The following is a 12161-nucleotide window of genomic DNA, read 5'->3' on the forward strand; positions in this document are numbered from 1 at the left end:
ATCCTGGACCCATGTCCATGCCCCGGATCTCCTAGCTCCGACACACGCTTCTACGCCACCCGTGTGTCCTTTTTCGCTAGTCCGGAGCGTACTTCCCCATGATCACCGCCATGTCCGTCGACGTGCGCGTGGGCGCCCGCCTGCTGCTCATCGACGTCTCCTTCACCATCTCGCCCGGCGACCGGGTCGGCCTGGTCGGCCGCAACGGCGCGGGCAAGACCACCCTGACGAGGATGCTCGCCGGTGAGGCATCGCCCACCGCCGGCACCATCACCCGCACCGGGTCCGTCGGCTACCTGCCGCAGGACCCCGGGGCCGCCGAACCCGGCATGACCGCGATCGAGCGCATCCTGTCCGCCCGGCGCCTGGACCGTGCCCTGCACGATCTGCGCACCGCGGAGGCGGCGATGGCGGTGCCCGGCAGCACCGCGGCGGCGCTGGAGAAGGCCATGAACGTCTACGCCCGCGCCGAGGCCCGCTTCCAGGCGCGCGGCGGCTACTCCGCCGAAGCCGAGGCCGCCAGGGTGGCCTCCGGAGTCGGGCTGGGCGGGCGCGCCCTCACCCAGCGGCTCGGCACCCTCTCGGGCGGCCAGCGCCGCCGGGTGGAACTGGCCCGCATCTTGTTCGCCGACCACGACACCCTGCTGCTGGACGAGCCCACCAACCACCTGGACGCCGACTCGGTCGCCTGGCTGCGGACCTTCCTGACCGGCTACCGCGGCGGCCTCGTGGTGATCAGCCACGACACCGGCCTGGTGGCCGACACCGTCAACAGGGTGTTCCACCTCGACGCGAACCGCGCGGCGATCGACATCCACAACACCGGCTGGTGCGCGTACCTGACCCGGCGCGACGCCGACGAGCGGCGCCGGACCCGCGAACGGGCCAACGCCGAACGCAAGGCGGCCGCACTGCACACCCAGGCGGACAGGATGCGCGCCCGGGTGGCGACCGCGGTGATGGCCAAGAGCATGGCCCGCCGGGCCGACCGGATGCTCGCGGACCTGGAACCGCTCCGGCGGACCGAGCGGACCGCGCGCATCAGGCTGCCGGAACCCGCCCCGTGCGGCCGGGTACCGCTCGCCGCGGTCGGCCTGTCCAAGGCCTTCGGATCGCTGGAGGTGCTCACCGGGGTGGACCTCGCCCTCGACCGGGGCAGTCGGCTGGTGGTCCTCGGGCTCAACGGCGCGGGCAAGACGACCCTGTTGCGCATCCTCTCCGGGCAGGAGAGCCCCGATTCCGGACGGGTGGTCCACGGCCACGGCCTGCGGCTCGGCTACTTCGCCCAGGAACACGAGACCCTGGACCCCGACCGCACCGTGCGCGAGAACCTGGCAGCCGCCGCCCCAGGGCTCACCGACGGCGAAGCCCGTGGCCTCCTCGGGTCCTTCCTCTTCACCGGAGACGAAACCGACAAGCCGGTCGGCGTCCTGTCCGGTGGCGAGAAGACCCGGCTGGCCCTCGCCACCCTGGTCAGTTCGGGCGCCAACGTGCTGCTGCTCGACGAGCCCACCAACAACCTCGACCCCGTCTCCCGCGGTGAGGTCCTCGCCGCGGTCGCCACCTACCCGGGCGCGGTCATCATGGTCAGCCACGACGAGGAGGCCGTCGAGGCCCTGAGTCCGGAACGCGTCCTGCTCCTCCCGGACGCCGCCGAGGACTACTGGAACCCCGGCTACGCCGACCTCGTCACCCTCGCCTGACGCGCGGATGGGCCGGGGGCCCCGCCATCCGGGCGGCCCCCGACCCGCCGCGCCTTCCGCTGCCAGGTAGAGGCGCGCAGGATGTGGCGGACGATGGCCGCGCCTTCGTCCGGGTTGTGCTCCAGCCAGTCGGTGAGGTGTTCGCGGACGACTTCTTGAACGTAGGTGTTCGCTTCGGGATTGCCGTGATCGGGGCGCCCTTCTCGTAGTCCTGGGTCCAGCGGTGGCCGTCCCGGTGGACTTCGACCGTCAGGCGGCTCGACAACGCGTTGACCACACCCAGGCCCAGGCCGGCAAGCTCGCCGGAAATTCCGTAGCCGGGTACGGGACTTGGAGCCGAAGGACAGCTCTAGGGAAATTGAGGTAAACACACAGGTCAGGCTATGTATCGAGAGGTCTTGGGCGACCGCGTCCCGGGCTTTGCCGAAACCGCCGATCAGGCGGGTCGTCACCGGGAGCGCAGCAGCCTGAAGGCCCCGCCGAAGGCGCGCAAGGGGCGTTCTCGGCTGGGGTCGAGGGGCCTTTTCCAGGAGTTTTCGGGCAGGGTGCGACTCGTTGGGCGGCCGGTCCGTTACGCCGGCACGTTGCCGGTCTGTTCGCGTAGCGCGAGCCACTCCTGGAGCTCGATCAGATTCCCTTCCGGGTCCTCCAGGTGGGCGACCCGTATCCGGTCGCCCATCGGGCTCGGGCCCCGGGTGAACCGGGCTCCCCGTGAGGTGAGTTCGGCGTGGGTGGCGTCCAGGTCGTCCACCCGCAGAACCACCAGCGCGCGATGTCCTTCCGGCTCTGCCCCCAACTGCCCGAGCATGTCGGCCATATGCGCCCGGTCCTGCAGCGCGATCGCGGCGTGCCCGGCGTCGGGGCTGAGCTTGGCGTACGGGCCGCTCTCGGCCTCGAACTGCGGCTTGAGCCCGAGCACGTCCCGGTAGAAGCGGTAGACGGCGGGGAAGTCGGACACCAACAGGCGTATCTGGGTGAGTTCCATGGTGACCCTTCTAGAAGGTTGCTGAAAATCTCGGGTTCTGGCCCCGGCTCGGTCGAGTCGGGGCCAGTCTTGTAGGCATGCAGGGGGAATGGGCCGGGGAGACGGTCGGGCCGGATGTGTGGGAGACCTGCCGGGAGTTGATCCCGGCGGGGAGTGTGTTCGCATTCTTGGCCGAGCATCGCGAGGCACTGTTCCCGGCGGGGACCTTCGCCGACATGTATCCCTCGTCCAACGGCCGTCCGAGTCTGCCGCCGCAGGTGCTGGCCGCGACGGTGGTGCTGCAGAGTCTGCAGGGGTTGTCGGACTTTGAGGCCGTTCAGGAACTGCGGTGTGACCTGCGGTGGAAGGCCGCCTGCGGGCTTGGCCTGTATGACATGGCCTTCGATCCGTCGCTGCTGACGTACTTTCGGCGCCGTCTGCGTACTTCGGCCGATCCGATGCGGATCTTCACCACGGTCAAAGAGGTCGTGGCCGCGACCGGCGTACTCAAGGGAAAGCAGCGACGGGCGCTGGACTCCACCGTGCTCGATGACGCGGTGGCCACCCAGGACACCGTCACCCAGATCATCTCCGCGATCCGCCGGGTGATCCGCGAGGTCCCCGGCGGCCAGGAGACGGCCGCGGCGTGGTGCTCGGCGCACGACTACACCGATCCGGGCAAGCCGAAGATCGCCTGGAACGATGAGGCGGCCCGCGCCGCGCTGGTCGACGCGCTGGTGACCGACGCCTTCAACCTCCTCGGGCACCTGCCCGAGGAGGAACTGGGCGAGAAGGCAGCGAACGCGGTGGGCCTGCTGGCCCTGGTCGCTGGCCAGGACGTCGAGCCTGCCGAGGATTCCGACGGCCGCGACGGCCGCTGGCGCATCGCGAAGCGCACAGCGCCGGACCGGATCGTATCGACCGTCGATCCCGACGCCCGTCACATCCACAAGAACCGCACCCGCCACCAGGACGGCTTCAAAGGGCATGTGTCCTTCGAGCCGGAGACCGGGCTGTTCACCGCGGTCGCCCTGACCGGCGGCTATGGTCCCGGCAATCACGAGGCCTCCGTCGCCGCCGATCTGCTGGAGGGGGAAGACGACGGGTTAACCGTGCTCGGCGATTGCGCCTACGGCACCGGTGAACTGCGCGAGCAGCTGCAGGCCGCCGGCCACACTCTGGTGATCAAGCCGCCGCCGATGCGGCGGGCCGTCCCCGGCGGCTTCACCATCGACGACTTCCACATCGACCAGGCGGCCGGCACCGCGACCTGCCCCGCGGGACACACCGCCAACCTCGGGCGGGTCAAAGCGGACGGCGCCCGCACCGCCCAGTTCAAGCGCGGCTGCACCGACTGCCCCCTGCGGGAACGCTGCACAGCCTCCAAGACCGGACGCACCGTGAACGTCCATCCCCAGCACGAGCTGCTGGCCGCGGCCCGAGCACAGGCGGCCACCGACCCGGCCTGGCAGAACGAATACCGCCGATGGCGGCCACCGGTCGAACGCGCCATCGCCTGGCTCGTCGGCAAAGGCAACCGACGAGTCCCGCACCGGGGCGTCATCGCCAACAGCATCTGGCTCCACCACCGCGCCGCCGTCCTCAACCTCCGCCGACTGATCAACCTCGGACTCACCCGGACCGGCCACACCTGGCGTCTCGCCCCAGCCACCACATAGCGAAAGGGGCCGCCCGGCCCACGGCCGGACAGCCCCACAACAAGATCTTCAGCAACCTTCTAGCCCAGTTCCGGCTCGACCGCGATCTCCGATCACGAAACGACAACACCCGGGACAGCCGGTCGCGGCCGACGCCGCCGGCGTCTTCGCCACCATCAGCGCCGCGGTACCCAGTGCCGAGCTCGGCGGGAGCGGCACCGCCGAGAACGATGCCAACCACCTCCTCGGGCGGCCCCACCAGTACACGTCGAAGATCACGTTTACCGACAGCAGCATCCTGGCGCTCACCGAATACGGCTACCTGCACGGCAACACCCTCATCCGCGTCACCCACCTCCTCACGCCGGCACAGGCCGTCGACTACGAGAAAGCCACTGCCAAGCTCGGGTAGCAGCAGTAGCGTGCCTCAATCCACCTTGGACGCCACCTTGGACGCTGCCCCCGGGAGACGATCGCCATGGCCACGTTTGACCAAGGCCTACTGCTGCAACAGGCCAAGAAGGGGCAAGCCGATACGAACGGCCGCCTCGAAGCCCTCATAGCCGAACAGCGGCGGACGAACGAACTCCTCGCGCACCTGATCAGCCTGCTCACCCCGCAGACAGCACCCCAACACACTTCGCGGGGGAACAACGGCCAGTAACCCGGACGGGCTTCGCGAAACACTGGCCGCGCCGTAAGGCCTGAAATGAAGCCGCACCGGTACGCCGGATGCGACCTGGTGCGACAGCGCGGAAACGGTAGCCGGTCAACGAATCTCCGCTACGGTGGAATCACCAGTCGTGATTCCGCCGTGGAGGCCGTCGTGAGCGAGACCCCGTGGACCATCGAGCGGATCTGCGACGCACTCGGTAACCCCGCACTCGCCCAACGCTTCCTCGGCGAGATCAACCGGGCCCCCGCCCACGAACTCCTCGCCGTGTTCGCACGCTGGGAACGCGTGGCCAAGGACACCGTCGCCGCCGTCCGGCGAGGCCGGGACATCGCCGCAGCCCAAGAGCGCGGCGAGGACCCCACCGCCTCCTGGATCGACGTGACCGACCGGGTCCAAGCGGACGCCGCGCGGCTCCGGACCCGCGGCGCTGCCTGAATCCCCGAAATCCCCGAAGCGGCCCTGCCCTCCCGCGCGGCTCGCTACGCTGAGTCGCGCAAGGATCACTGCCCGCCGTCCGGTGGTCTGTGCCCCTGAAACTGGTGCTCAGACATTGGAAGCTGACGTGACCCATCGCCTCAAGTACGACCCGGCGGCCGAGGCCGTCCACGAGGCCATGCCGGGACCGGCCGGCGAAACCCTCACCCTTGCCCTTGCCGCTGCCTGCCAGGATCCCCTCGGCGTCACGGAGGCCTACGGCGAAGACGACGGCATCATGCGGATGCTGATCACCGAGCAGTGCTTCGCCGTCATCCTCGTCGGGCACGCCCTCAAGACGATTACCGTCCTGCAGATCAACTACCTCGGGTGACGGCGAGGCCCCTGTGGCCTTCGATGCGGGGGCCGGCTCCGGCCGTAAACCTTCCCTCGAAAGGGGTACGGGCGGGTACGCAGGGTGAGATCCGGGGCCCTGTGCGGTGACCCGCCCCACAGGACCTAGGTCACATACGAGGCGGGATAGTAGTCCTTGAACGCCCCTTACCCGCCCCCTCATACCGGCCCCCACCTGCTCGGATGCCTGCCCGGTGGGAGGGGGGCCGTTGCGCCCCGGCTGCGAGGACCACTAGTAAGAGGGGTCGTTGCCAAGGCTGCCGGACCCCCGTAGAACTGGATGAGTCGCAGGGCGGACGGAGATCCCCCGGGTTCACACCCGGTCTCCTGCTCCCGCCGACGAACCCCTCTCCTTTGCGTGAGTGGCTCACGCATGTCTCCGGCATGCCCGCGACCGTCCCTGTCCCCTTCGGAAGGTCCATCCGTGTCCAACGCCGTCATCCGCCGCATCGCCGCTTCGAAGAAGACCCTCGCGGGCACCGTCCTCGCCCTGGGCGTCGCCGGTTCCATGCTTGTCGCGGTTCCCGCGCAGGCCGCCCCGATGAACGCCAAGGCGATCGCCCAGCAGATGATCAAGGACCCGGCCCAGTTCGCCGCCTTCAACAACATCGTTTCCCGCGAGAGCGGCTGGAACCACACCGCCACCAACTCCTCTTCCGGCGCGTACGGCCTGGTCCAGGCCCTGCCGGCCTCGAAGATGGCCTCGGCGGGCCCGGACTGGAAGACCAACCCGGCCACCCAGATCAAGTGGGGCCTGGACTACATGAACTCCCGCTACGGCAGCCCCGTCGGCGCCTGGAGCTTCTGGCAGACCCACCACTGGTACTAAGCCACCAGCGGCAGCAGACACACCAAAACGCTCGGCCCGGACTTTCCGGCCGGGCGCTTTTGCGTATCCGGCCGCCCAGCCCCGGCCCTGGCCGCGCGAAGCACGGCGGGGTGGGGGCCAGGGTGAGCGCGTGACAAAATTCCGTCCCCGCGACGTGTGAGGCGTGTTCGAATGATCGGCCGCGCATCCGGAGATCGCGCACGCACGTCGGAATCGTGAAGGGGCGGGCATGTTCCAAGAGGAGCGTCGGGCGATGTGCTACGGCGCCGGACGCCTGCTGGGCGTTCGATACGGCAGCTTCCCGGACACGCCGGCGATGATTCCGGCCGTGATCCTGGACTTCGAGGGCGGGTCCTGGGTGCTGGCGGTGAACGCCGACGACGACACGATCCGCATCTCCGGCTCCGACGGGCACCCGTTGGAAGGCCTGTGCGTCGGGGAGGCGCCCGAGGAGTCGCCGTGGACCGCCGCGCTGAGTGCGTCGGCGCAGTGGATCTGGACTCTGGAGAACCAGCAGGGCTACGAGGACGGGATCCAATTCTCCTTTTCCCGCGAGGGAAGGGAAGCGTGCCGAATCCAGCTCATCGCGGTGGGTTCCGGCTGGCACATCAGCTGACCGGCTCGCCGTCTCGCCCGGTCCCCGCCCCGAGCAGCCCGCCGGGCCGGGTCGGCCGTGGCGGCTACGACTACGACTACCGCGCGGACGTCCAGCCCCGGCGGCGGAGGCTTTCGAAGCCGTCCAGGAGCAGGTCCAAGGCGAATTCGAACTCGAACTGGTCGTCGCAGCCGCCACCGACCGTGGAGCCCCCGTCGTGTGCGGCCGTCGCGGCCAGTTCCGCGATGTGCGGGTAGCGTGCCGCCATCCCGGGGTCCGGTGGGCCGGAGGGGCCCGAGGTGTCGAACAGCTCCTGACTGAAGCCGAGCAGACGGCTGCCCATCGCGTGCATGACGTGGTGCGTGAGGTCGGCGGAGAGGCCGCCGTCGCGGAAGATCCCGGCCATCGAGTCCAGGTACGCCAGCACGGCCGGAGTGGGGCCGGTCCGCGACTCGACGACCCGGGTCGCCCAGGGGTGGCGCAGCAGGACCCGCCGGGCCGAGAGGATCCGCCCCCGGACCACGCTCTGCCAGTCGGGGCCCGCGGCCGGCGGGTCGATCTCGCCGACGACGGCATCGGCCATGCCGTCGAGCAGCTCCTCCTTGTTGGCCACGTGCTTGTAGAGGGCCATCGGTACGACGCCCAGCTCCTGCGCGAGCCTGCGCATGCTGAGCGCGTCGATGCCGATGGCGTCGGCGAGCGTGACGGCGGCGCTCAGGACGCGGTCCCTGTTCAGGGGGATCCGTTGCGCCTGCGTGGCTTCCTGCCGGGTCATTCCGGTTGGGCCCCTTCCCTTGTCGACGACACCCTCTCCTTGACGAGTGTACGCCGTACACCTATGGTTGCCGCCAGGTGTACGGCGTACACCACCATCGAGCGAGGGGTACCGAGAAGATGAGTCCGGACCGGAGAACCGCGGTGGCCGCCGGGTCGCTGTTCCTGCTGACCGAGGTCGCCGCGATAGCCGGGGCGGTCCTGTACCGCCCACTGCTGGGTGCGGCGGACGGTCGGCTCGCACAAGGCGCCGACACGAAGGCACTGCTCGGGGTGGTCTGCGAGGTGGTGCTCGTGGTGGCGGTGGCCGGTACCGGGGCGGCGCTGTTCCCCGTCCTGCGGCGCCACGGCGAGGGACTCGCGCTCGGGTACGCCTTCGGGCGGCTGCTGGAGGCGGCCGTCATCGCCCTCGGGATCGTCGCCGTCCTGGCGCTGGTCACTCTGAGGCGGGACACGGGGGCGGCGGACGGCGCCGATGTCGCGCTGGTGGCCGTGCACGACTGGACGTTCCTGCTCGGGCCCAACATCGCCCTCGGCCTCAACACCGTCCTGCTCGCGTTCCTCGCGTACCGCGCACGGCTCGTGCCGCGCTTCATCGCCGTACTCGGGCTGGTCGGCGGGCCGCTCATCTGCGCCTCGGCCGTCGCCGTGATGTTCGGGGCCTACGAACAGCTCTCCGTCGCGGGTTCGGCCGCCGCGCTCCCCGTGTTCGCCTGGGAGCTGGGACTGGCCGGGTGGCTGCTGGTGAAGGGGTTCGGGCCCGGCGCGGCCGCCGCGTCCCGGGCGCACGGAGAAGCGGCTGATCCGGTGCCCGACTGTGAGGCCATGTCGAGCCTGACGGCGGTGCGTTCGGGGCGGGGGAGTGCCGGGCGGTAGCGTCCTCGGCATGGACCTTCGCACCACCGTTGAGCGTGCTCAACGCCTCAAGCAGCTGCACGCCGAATACAAGCCGCTCGTGCTGCCGACCGTCTGGGACGTCTGGTCCGCGCGGACGGCGGCCGCCGCCGGGTTCCCCGCGTTGACGGTCGGAAGCCATCCGCTCGCCGAATCCCGGGGAGCCGAGGACCACGAGGGGCAGACCATCGAGGAGGTGCTCGCCGCCGTCAGGCCGATCATCGCGGCGGTCGACGTCCCCGTGTCAGTGGACCTGGAGGCCGGGTACGGACAGGAGCCCGCGGATCTCATCGCCGGACTCGTCGAGGTCGGCGGCGTCGGTCTCAACGTCGAGGACACCGTCCACTCGGACGGCGGACGCGTGCGCAGCACGCAGGAGCACGCCGGCTACATCGCCGGCCTCCGCGCGGCGGCCGACGACGCGGGGATCCCGGTCTGGATCAACGGGCGCACCGACCTCTTCGCGCATGCGGAGGACGCCTCCAGCGTCCTCGACGAGGCGATCGAGCGGCTGCGCGCCATGGAACAGGCCGGCGCCGACAGCGTCTACCCGGTGCGCATCCAGGACAACGACGACCTGCTCATCGCGGTGATCGGCGCCGTCGCCATTCCCGTGAACTCCACCGCCCATCCCGTCAAGCACGATCTCGAGCGCTTTCGCCGCCTCGGCGTCGGCCGGATCACCTACGGCCCCCTGCTGCAACTCGCGATGACGGACGCGATGAAGGACATGCTCGCGCCCTGGTCGCCCTGAGCCGACAGGGTACGGGCGCCGTCACCGAGGCACAGGCCAGGGCTGTTCTACGGGAACGCGTCATCGACCTGGACCCGGCGGCAGACCTCAAGGCCTTCTACACCCGGGCCTGACATCCGGGACCGGTCGGTGGCCCGGGCATCTACAGGCCCGACGGGAGCAGTGTCTTGAGCAGGTTCTCCTGCCACGGAGCGTGCAGCACGGCGCTGCGCTCGGCCGACTGCGCGCCCAGGACGCGGCCCGACCGCAGGATCCGCACGACGCCGTGTTCGCAGCCGGGGCAACTGGGGCGGGTGAGCGGTGAGGGTACGCGGCGTCCGTCGACCGTGTAGACGACCTGCTCGCCCGAGCGGCCGTGGTCGTGGTGCTCTATGACGTAGGACCGCTCCCAGCCGTGCCCGCACTGCAGACAGACGAAGGAGTACGCCTCCTGCACGGTGGTGGGGGTGCGGCGGGTCGAGGGCACGGGTGCGGACTTCGGGGCGAACGTCGACTGGTGCATCGTCTGGCGGCCTTTCCGTTACTTCGGCACTCCATGTCCTGGGATGCCGCTTCCGACAGCTAACAGTCCGATTCGTCGCACATTGCACATACGTATACATACATATAACTAATTGAAGCTTCTTTGCCATTAAATGGTGGCCTGCGATGCTGCTCTTGGTCGGTCGATGTCTCATCGATGGGAGCCGTCCAGCAGGAACGGCGGGCCTGGATCCGCTTCCCGGAACGCGCGACCGTCCCCGGGGACGAGGTCCAGAACTCTGCGGCGGAGTGCGCATTGTGCCGGACAGCGCTTCCGGCCAGGCGTAAGGTCGGTCCCGGCTACGGGGCACAGGGGCGGCGATGAGCACACCAGGCGAGGGGCCGGACTTACTCGACGACTACCTGCGGCAAGTCCTGGCGCGCCTGGGACGGCCCGGGTTCGAGGCGGTGCTCCGTGCCGCCGATGCGACCTGCGCCCTGCTGGCGGGCGGGCATCCCGCCGTCCTGGCCGGTCCGGAGGGTGACGAATTCGGTCCCGGCCTGCAACGCGAGTACCTGGCCCTGCTGGCCGTCCTGATCACCGGCCGCACCGACCATCAGATCATCGCCCTGCCGCAGAGCGACGGGACACCGGGCTGGGCGGTGGTCGAAGACCACCTCCTCCACGACCCGCAGGCCCTGGAGGAGCTCCGCGCCCGGATAACGGCACGGGCCCACGACAGTGCGCGGAACGCGCAGGCGCTGGAGCGCATGTGGAGAGCGGACTGAGACGGAGCCGCCCGGAGCCGCCCGGAGCACGCGGATGGCGGACAGGGCCGTGACGTCGGGGGGTGCGGGATCGTTTCGGCAGCCATGGACGACAGCCTTCACCTCAGGGTGACCACTCCTGCCTCCCCGCTCCACCGTGATCCGGCCGGCGCATCGCGCCCACCGGCCGGGCGGCGTGCGGTTCCTCCCTCGTGCGTGTGCGGGTCGGGGGCGCAGGCATGAGGGAGCGGTCGTTCTACTGGTGCCGTGCTTGTCGCCAGCCGCTCTACGCGACGAGCACGGCCACCGCTTCGTCCGCCCGGGAGTGGGAGATCGACCATCAGCAGTCCGGCTCCTGCACCCACCGCCACGTGCTGCCCCTGACCGGGATCGCCGAGGGCCCCGAGGACCTGCCGACCGCCTCGGCGATCTTGCGCCACTTCGGCCCGTAATCCCGGTACGCACCCGGGCGGGGGCGGGGGCGGGGCTCCGGGGCCTCGGCAGGCCCCGGCCCCGAGGGCCGACCGTCAGTGCCCGGCGTCCGCCCGTACGGCGACGAAGGCGGCGCCGTGCCGGGCGGCCGCCGCGCGCAGCACGCCGCCCAGCTGGTCGACCTTCGCCTGGATGTTGTCGGCGTCCTGGCCCCAGTAGGGCTGGAAGGGGAAACAGCCCCCGGCGCGGAAGTACGCGCCGTAGCCGACGACGAAGACCCGCGCGTGCGGAGCGCGACGGTGGACGGTGTCGAGGACCGCGTCGTACTGGGGCGCAGTGCCGTCGAACTGGGGAGCGCTGAAGTCCGCGGAGGTGGCGCCCGAGCAGGTCACGTCGGTCAGGACGGCGCCGAGCGCCGGGGCGGCGACGTGCGGGTAGTCGGCGAGCGGGCGGATGCACTTCGGGTCGGCGGGGTCGGCGGGGCGGACCAGCGGGGCGGCGGCGTAGGAGTCGCCGAGGGCCACGTACTGGAGGCGGTCACCTTCCGCCGCGGTGGCGGCCGGCCCCGACGACGAACTCCACCGCCTCGCCGACACCTTCGACACCATGCTCGACCGGCTCGAGCGGTCCTTCGAGAGCCAACGCCGCTTCGTCGCCAACGCCTCCCACGAACTCAAGACGCCCCTCGCCGTCCAGCGCACCACCCTCCAGGTCGGCCTAGCCGACCCCCTCCGAGGGCCTCACCGAAGTCCGCGAGGACCTGCTCACCGCCAACCGGGAAGCGGAACAGCTCATCAACGCACTCCTCCTGCTGGCCCGCAGCG

At 70.3% G+C, this 12161-nt stretch carries 15 protein-coding genes and 1 pseudogene; 12 read left to right on the forward strand and 4 right to left on the reverse strand.

From position 1 onward, the window contains the following. The first annotated feature begins 98 nt into the window (after nt 1-98). Entirely contained in the window at nt 99-1703 is a 1605-nt protein-coding gene (locus AC3IYJ_RS37495; RefSeq protein ID WP_489398980.1) for an ABC-F family ATP-binding cassette domain-containing protein, read from the forward strand. 571 nt (nt 1704-2274) lie between these two features. On the opposite strand, the gene AC3IYJ_RS37500 is transcribed toward AC3IYJ_RS37495, so the two are convergent. Next, the gene (locus AC3IYJ_RS37500; RefSeq protein ID WP_489398981.1) at nt 2275-2688 is read right to left on the reverse strand and encodes a VOC family protein; all 414 of its coding nucleotides are present in this window, start codon (nt 2686-2688) and stop codon (nt 2275-2277) included. A 77-nt stretch (nt 2689-2765) separates the two neighbouring features. Between AC3IYJ_RS37500 and AC3IYJ_RS37505 the strand changes: the two genes are divergently transcribed. The 6 genes from AC3IYJ_RS37505 (at nt 2766) to AC3IYJ_RS37530 (ending at nt 7274) form a co-directional block, all read left to right on the forward strand. Beyond that, a complete protein-coding gene (locus tag AC3IYJ_RS37505; RefSeq protein WP_489398982.1) occupies nt 2766-4346 on the forward strand; it encodes an IS1182 family transposase in 1581 nt (526 codons plus the stop codon). A gap of 457 nt (nt 4347-4803) precedes the next feature. After that, nucleotides 4804-4989 carry a hypothetical protein gene (locus tag AC3IYJ_RS37510; RefSeq protein WP_489398983.1) on the forward strand — a complete coding sequence of 62 codons (186 nt, stop codon included), beginning with the start codon at nt 4804-4806 and terminating at the stop codon, nt 4987-4989. Between the two features lie 162 nt (nt 4990-5151). Next, entirely contained in the window at nt 5152-5436 is a 285-nt protein-coding gene (locus tag AC3IYJ_RS37515; protein ID WP_489398984.1) for a hypothetical protein, read from the forward strand. A gap of 127 nt (nt 5437-5563) precedes the next feature. Continuing rightward, nucleotides 5564-5809 (forward strand): hypothetical protein, encoded by a 246-nt coding sequence (locus AC3IYJ_RS37520; protein WP_489398985.1) that lies wholly within the window; start codon nt 5564-5566, stop codon nt 5807-5809. Nucleotides 5810-6253: 444 nt separating this feature from the next. Then, the gene (locus AC3IYJ_RS37525; protein ID WP_489398986.1) at nt 6254-6658 is read left to right on the forward strand and encodes an aggregation-promoting factor C-terminal-like domain-containing protein; all 405 of its coding nucleotides are present in this window, start codon (nt 6254-6256) and stop codon (nt 6656-6658) included. Nucleotides 6659-6887: 229 nt separating this feature from the next. Continuing rightward, a complete protein-coding gene (locus AC3IYJ_RS37530) occupies nt 6888-7274 on the forward strand; it encodes a DUF6334 family protein (protein WP_489398987.1) in 387 nt (128 codons plus the stop codon). Nucleotides 7275-7350: 76 nt separating this feature from the next. Here AC3IYJ_RS37530 and AC3IYJ_RS37535 read toward each other — a convergent pair whose 3' ends face one another. Further along, entirely contained in the window at nt 7351-8028 is a 678-nt protein-coding gene (locus AC3IYJ_RS37535) for a TetR/AcrR family transcriptional regulator C-terminal domain-containing protein (protein ID WP_489398988.1), read from the reverse strand. Between the two features lie 119 nt (nt 8029-8147). On the opposite strand from AC3IYJ_RS37535, the gene AC3IYJ_RS37540 reads away from it, so the two are divergent. Both AC3IYJ_RS37540 and AC3IYJ_RS37545 read left to right on the forward strand, forming a co-directional pair. Then, entirely contained in the window at nt 8148-8903 is a 756-nt protein-coding gene (locus tag AC3IYJ_RS37540) for a DUF4386 domain-containing protein (protein ID WP_489398989.1), read from the forward strand. Nucleotides 8904-8913: 10 nt separating this feature from the next. Further along, nucleotides 8914-9675: an isocitrate lyase/PEP mutase family protein gene (locus tag AC3IYJ_RS37545; protein WP_489398990.1), complete on the forward strand. Its 762-nt coding sequence runs from the start codon at nt 8914-8916 to the stop codon at nt 9673-9675. A 142-nt stretch (nt 9676-9817) separates the two neighbouring features. Here the strand turns inward: AC3IYJ_RS37545 and AC3IYJ_RS37550 are convergent, their stop codons facing one another. After that, nucleotides 9818-10177, reverse strand: coding sequence for a hypothetical protein (locus AC3IYJ_RS37550; RefSeq protein WP_489398991.1), 360 nt, complete (start codon nt 10175-10177; stop codon nt 9818-9820). A 341-nt stretch (nt 10178-10518) separates the two neighbouring features. On the opposite strand from AC3IYJ_RS37550, the gene AC3IYJ_RS37555 reads away from it, so the two are divergent. Both AC3IYJ_RS37555 and AC3IYJ_RS37560 read left to right on the forward strand, forming a co-directional pair. Next, nucleotides 10519-10926: a hypothetical protein gene (locus tag AC3IYJ_RS37555; RefSeq protein ID WP_489398992.1), complete on the forward strand. Its 408-nt coding sequence runs from the start codon at nt 10519-10521 to the stop codon at nt 10924-10926. 218 nt (nt 10927-11144) lie between these two features. Further along, complete coding sequence (locus AC3IYJ_RS37560) at nt 11145-11357, forward strand: hypothetical protein (RefSeq protein WP_489398993.1); 213 nt, start codon at nt 11145-11147, stop codon at nt 11355-11357. A 75-nt stretch (nt 11358-11432) separates the two neighbouring features. Here the strand turns inward: AC3IYJ_RS37560 and AC3IYJ_RS37565 are convergent, their stop codons facing one another. Continuing rightward, a complete protein-coding gene (locus tag AC3IYJ_RS37565; RefSeq protein ID WP_489398994.1) occupies nt 11433-11933 on the reverse strand; it encodes a GDSL-type esterase/lipase family protein in 501 nt (166 codons plus the stop codon). Between the two features lie 10 nt (nt 11934-11943). Here AC3IYJ_RS37565 and AC3IYJ_RS37570 point away from each other — a divergent pair. Further along, nucleotides 11944-12024: pseudogene (locus tag AC3IYJ_RS37570) on the forward strand (histidine kinase); the annotation flags it as partial. Nucleotides 12025-12161: the final 137 nt, after the last annotated feature.

This window comes from Streptomyces sp. GL_140, from assembly GCF_057834465.1.

Excerpts from the sequence above, each read along its gene's own strand:
- AC3IYJ_RS37495 (WP_489398980.1), top strand. The coding sequence starts at position 99 with ATGATCACCGCCATGTCCGTCGACGTGCGCGTGGGCGCCCGCCTGCTG.
- AC3IYJ_RS37500 (WP_489398981.1), bottom strand. The coding sequence starts at position 2,688 with ATGGAACTCACCCAGATACGCCTGTTGGTGTCCGACTTCCCCGCCGTC.
- AC3IYJ_RS37505 (WP_489398982.1), top strand. The coding sequence starts at position 2,766 with ATGCAGGGGGAATGGGCCGGGGAGACGGTCGGGCCGGATGTGTGGGAG.
- AC3IYJ_RS37510 (WP_489398983.1), top strand. The coding sequence starts at position 4,804 with ATGGCCACGTTTGACCAAGGCCTACTGCTGCAACAGGCCAAGAAGGGG.
- AC3IYJ_RS37530 (WP_489398987.1), top strand. The coding sequence starts at position 6,888 with ATGTTCCAAGAGGAGCGTCGGGCGATGTGCTACGGCGCCGGACGCCTG.
- AC3IYJ_RS37535 (WP_489398988.1), bottom strand. The coding sequence starts at position 8,028 with ATGACCCGGCAGGAAGCCACGCAGGCGCAACGGATCCCCCTGAACAGG.
- AC3IYJ_RS37540 (WP_489398989.1), top strand. The coding sequence starts at position 8,148 with ATGAGTCCGGACCGGAGAACCGCGGTGGCCGCCGGGTCGCTGTTCCTG.
- AC3IYJ_RS37545 (WP_489398990.1), top strand. The coding sequence starts at position 8,914 with ATGGACCTTCGCACCACCGTTGAGCGTGCTCAACGCCTCAAGCAGCTG.
- AC3IYJ_RS37550 (WP_489398991.1), bottom strand. The coding sequence starts at position 10,177 with ATGCACCAGTCGACGTTCGCCCCGAAGTCCGCACCCGTGCCCTCGACC.
- AC3IYJ_RS37555 (WP_489398992.1), top strand. The coding sequence starts at position 10,519 with ATGAGCACACCAGGCGAGGGGCCGGACTTACTCGACGACTACCTGCGG.
- AC3IYJ_RS37560 (WP_489398993.1), top strand. The coding sequence starts at position 11,145 with ATGAGGGAGCGGTCGTTCTACTGGTGCCGTGCTTGTCGCCAGCCGCTC.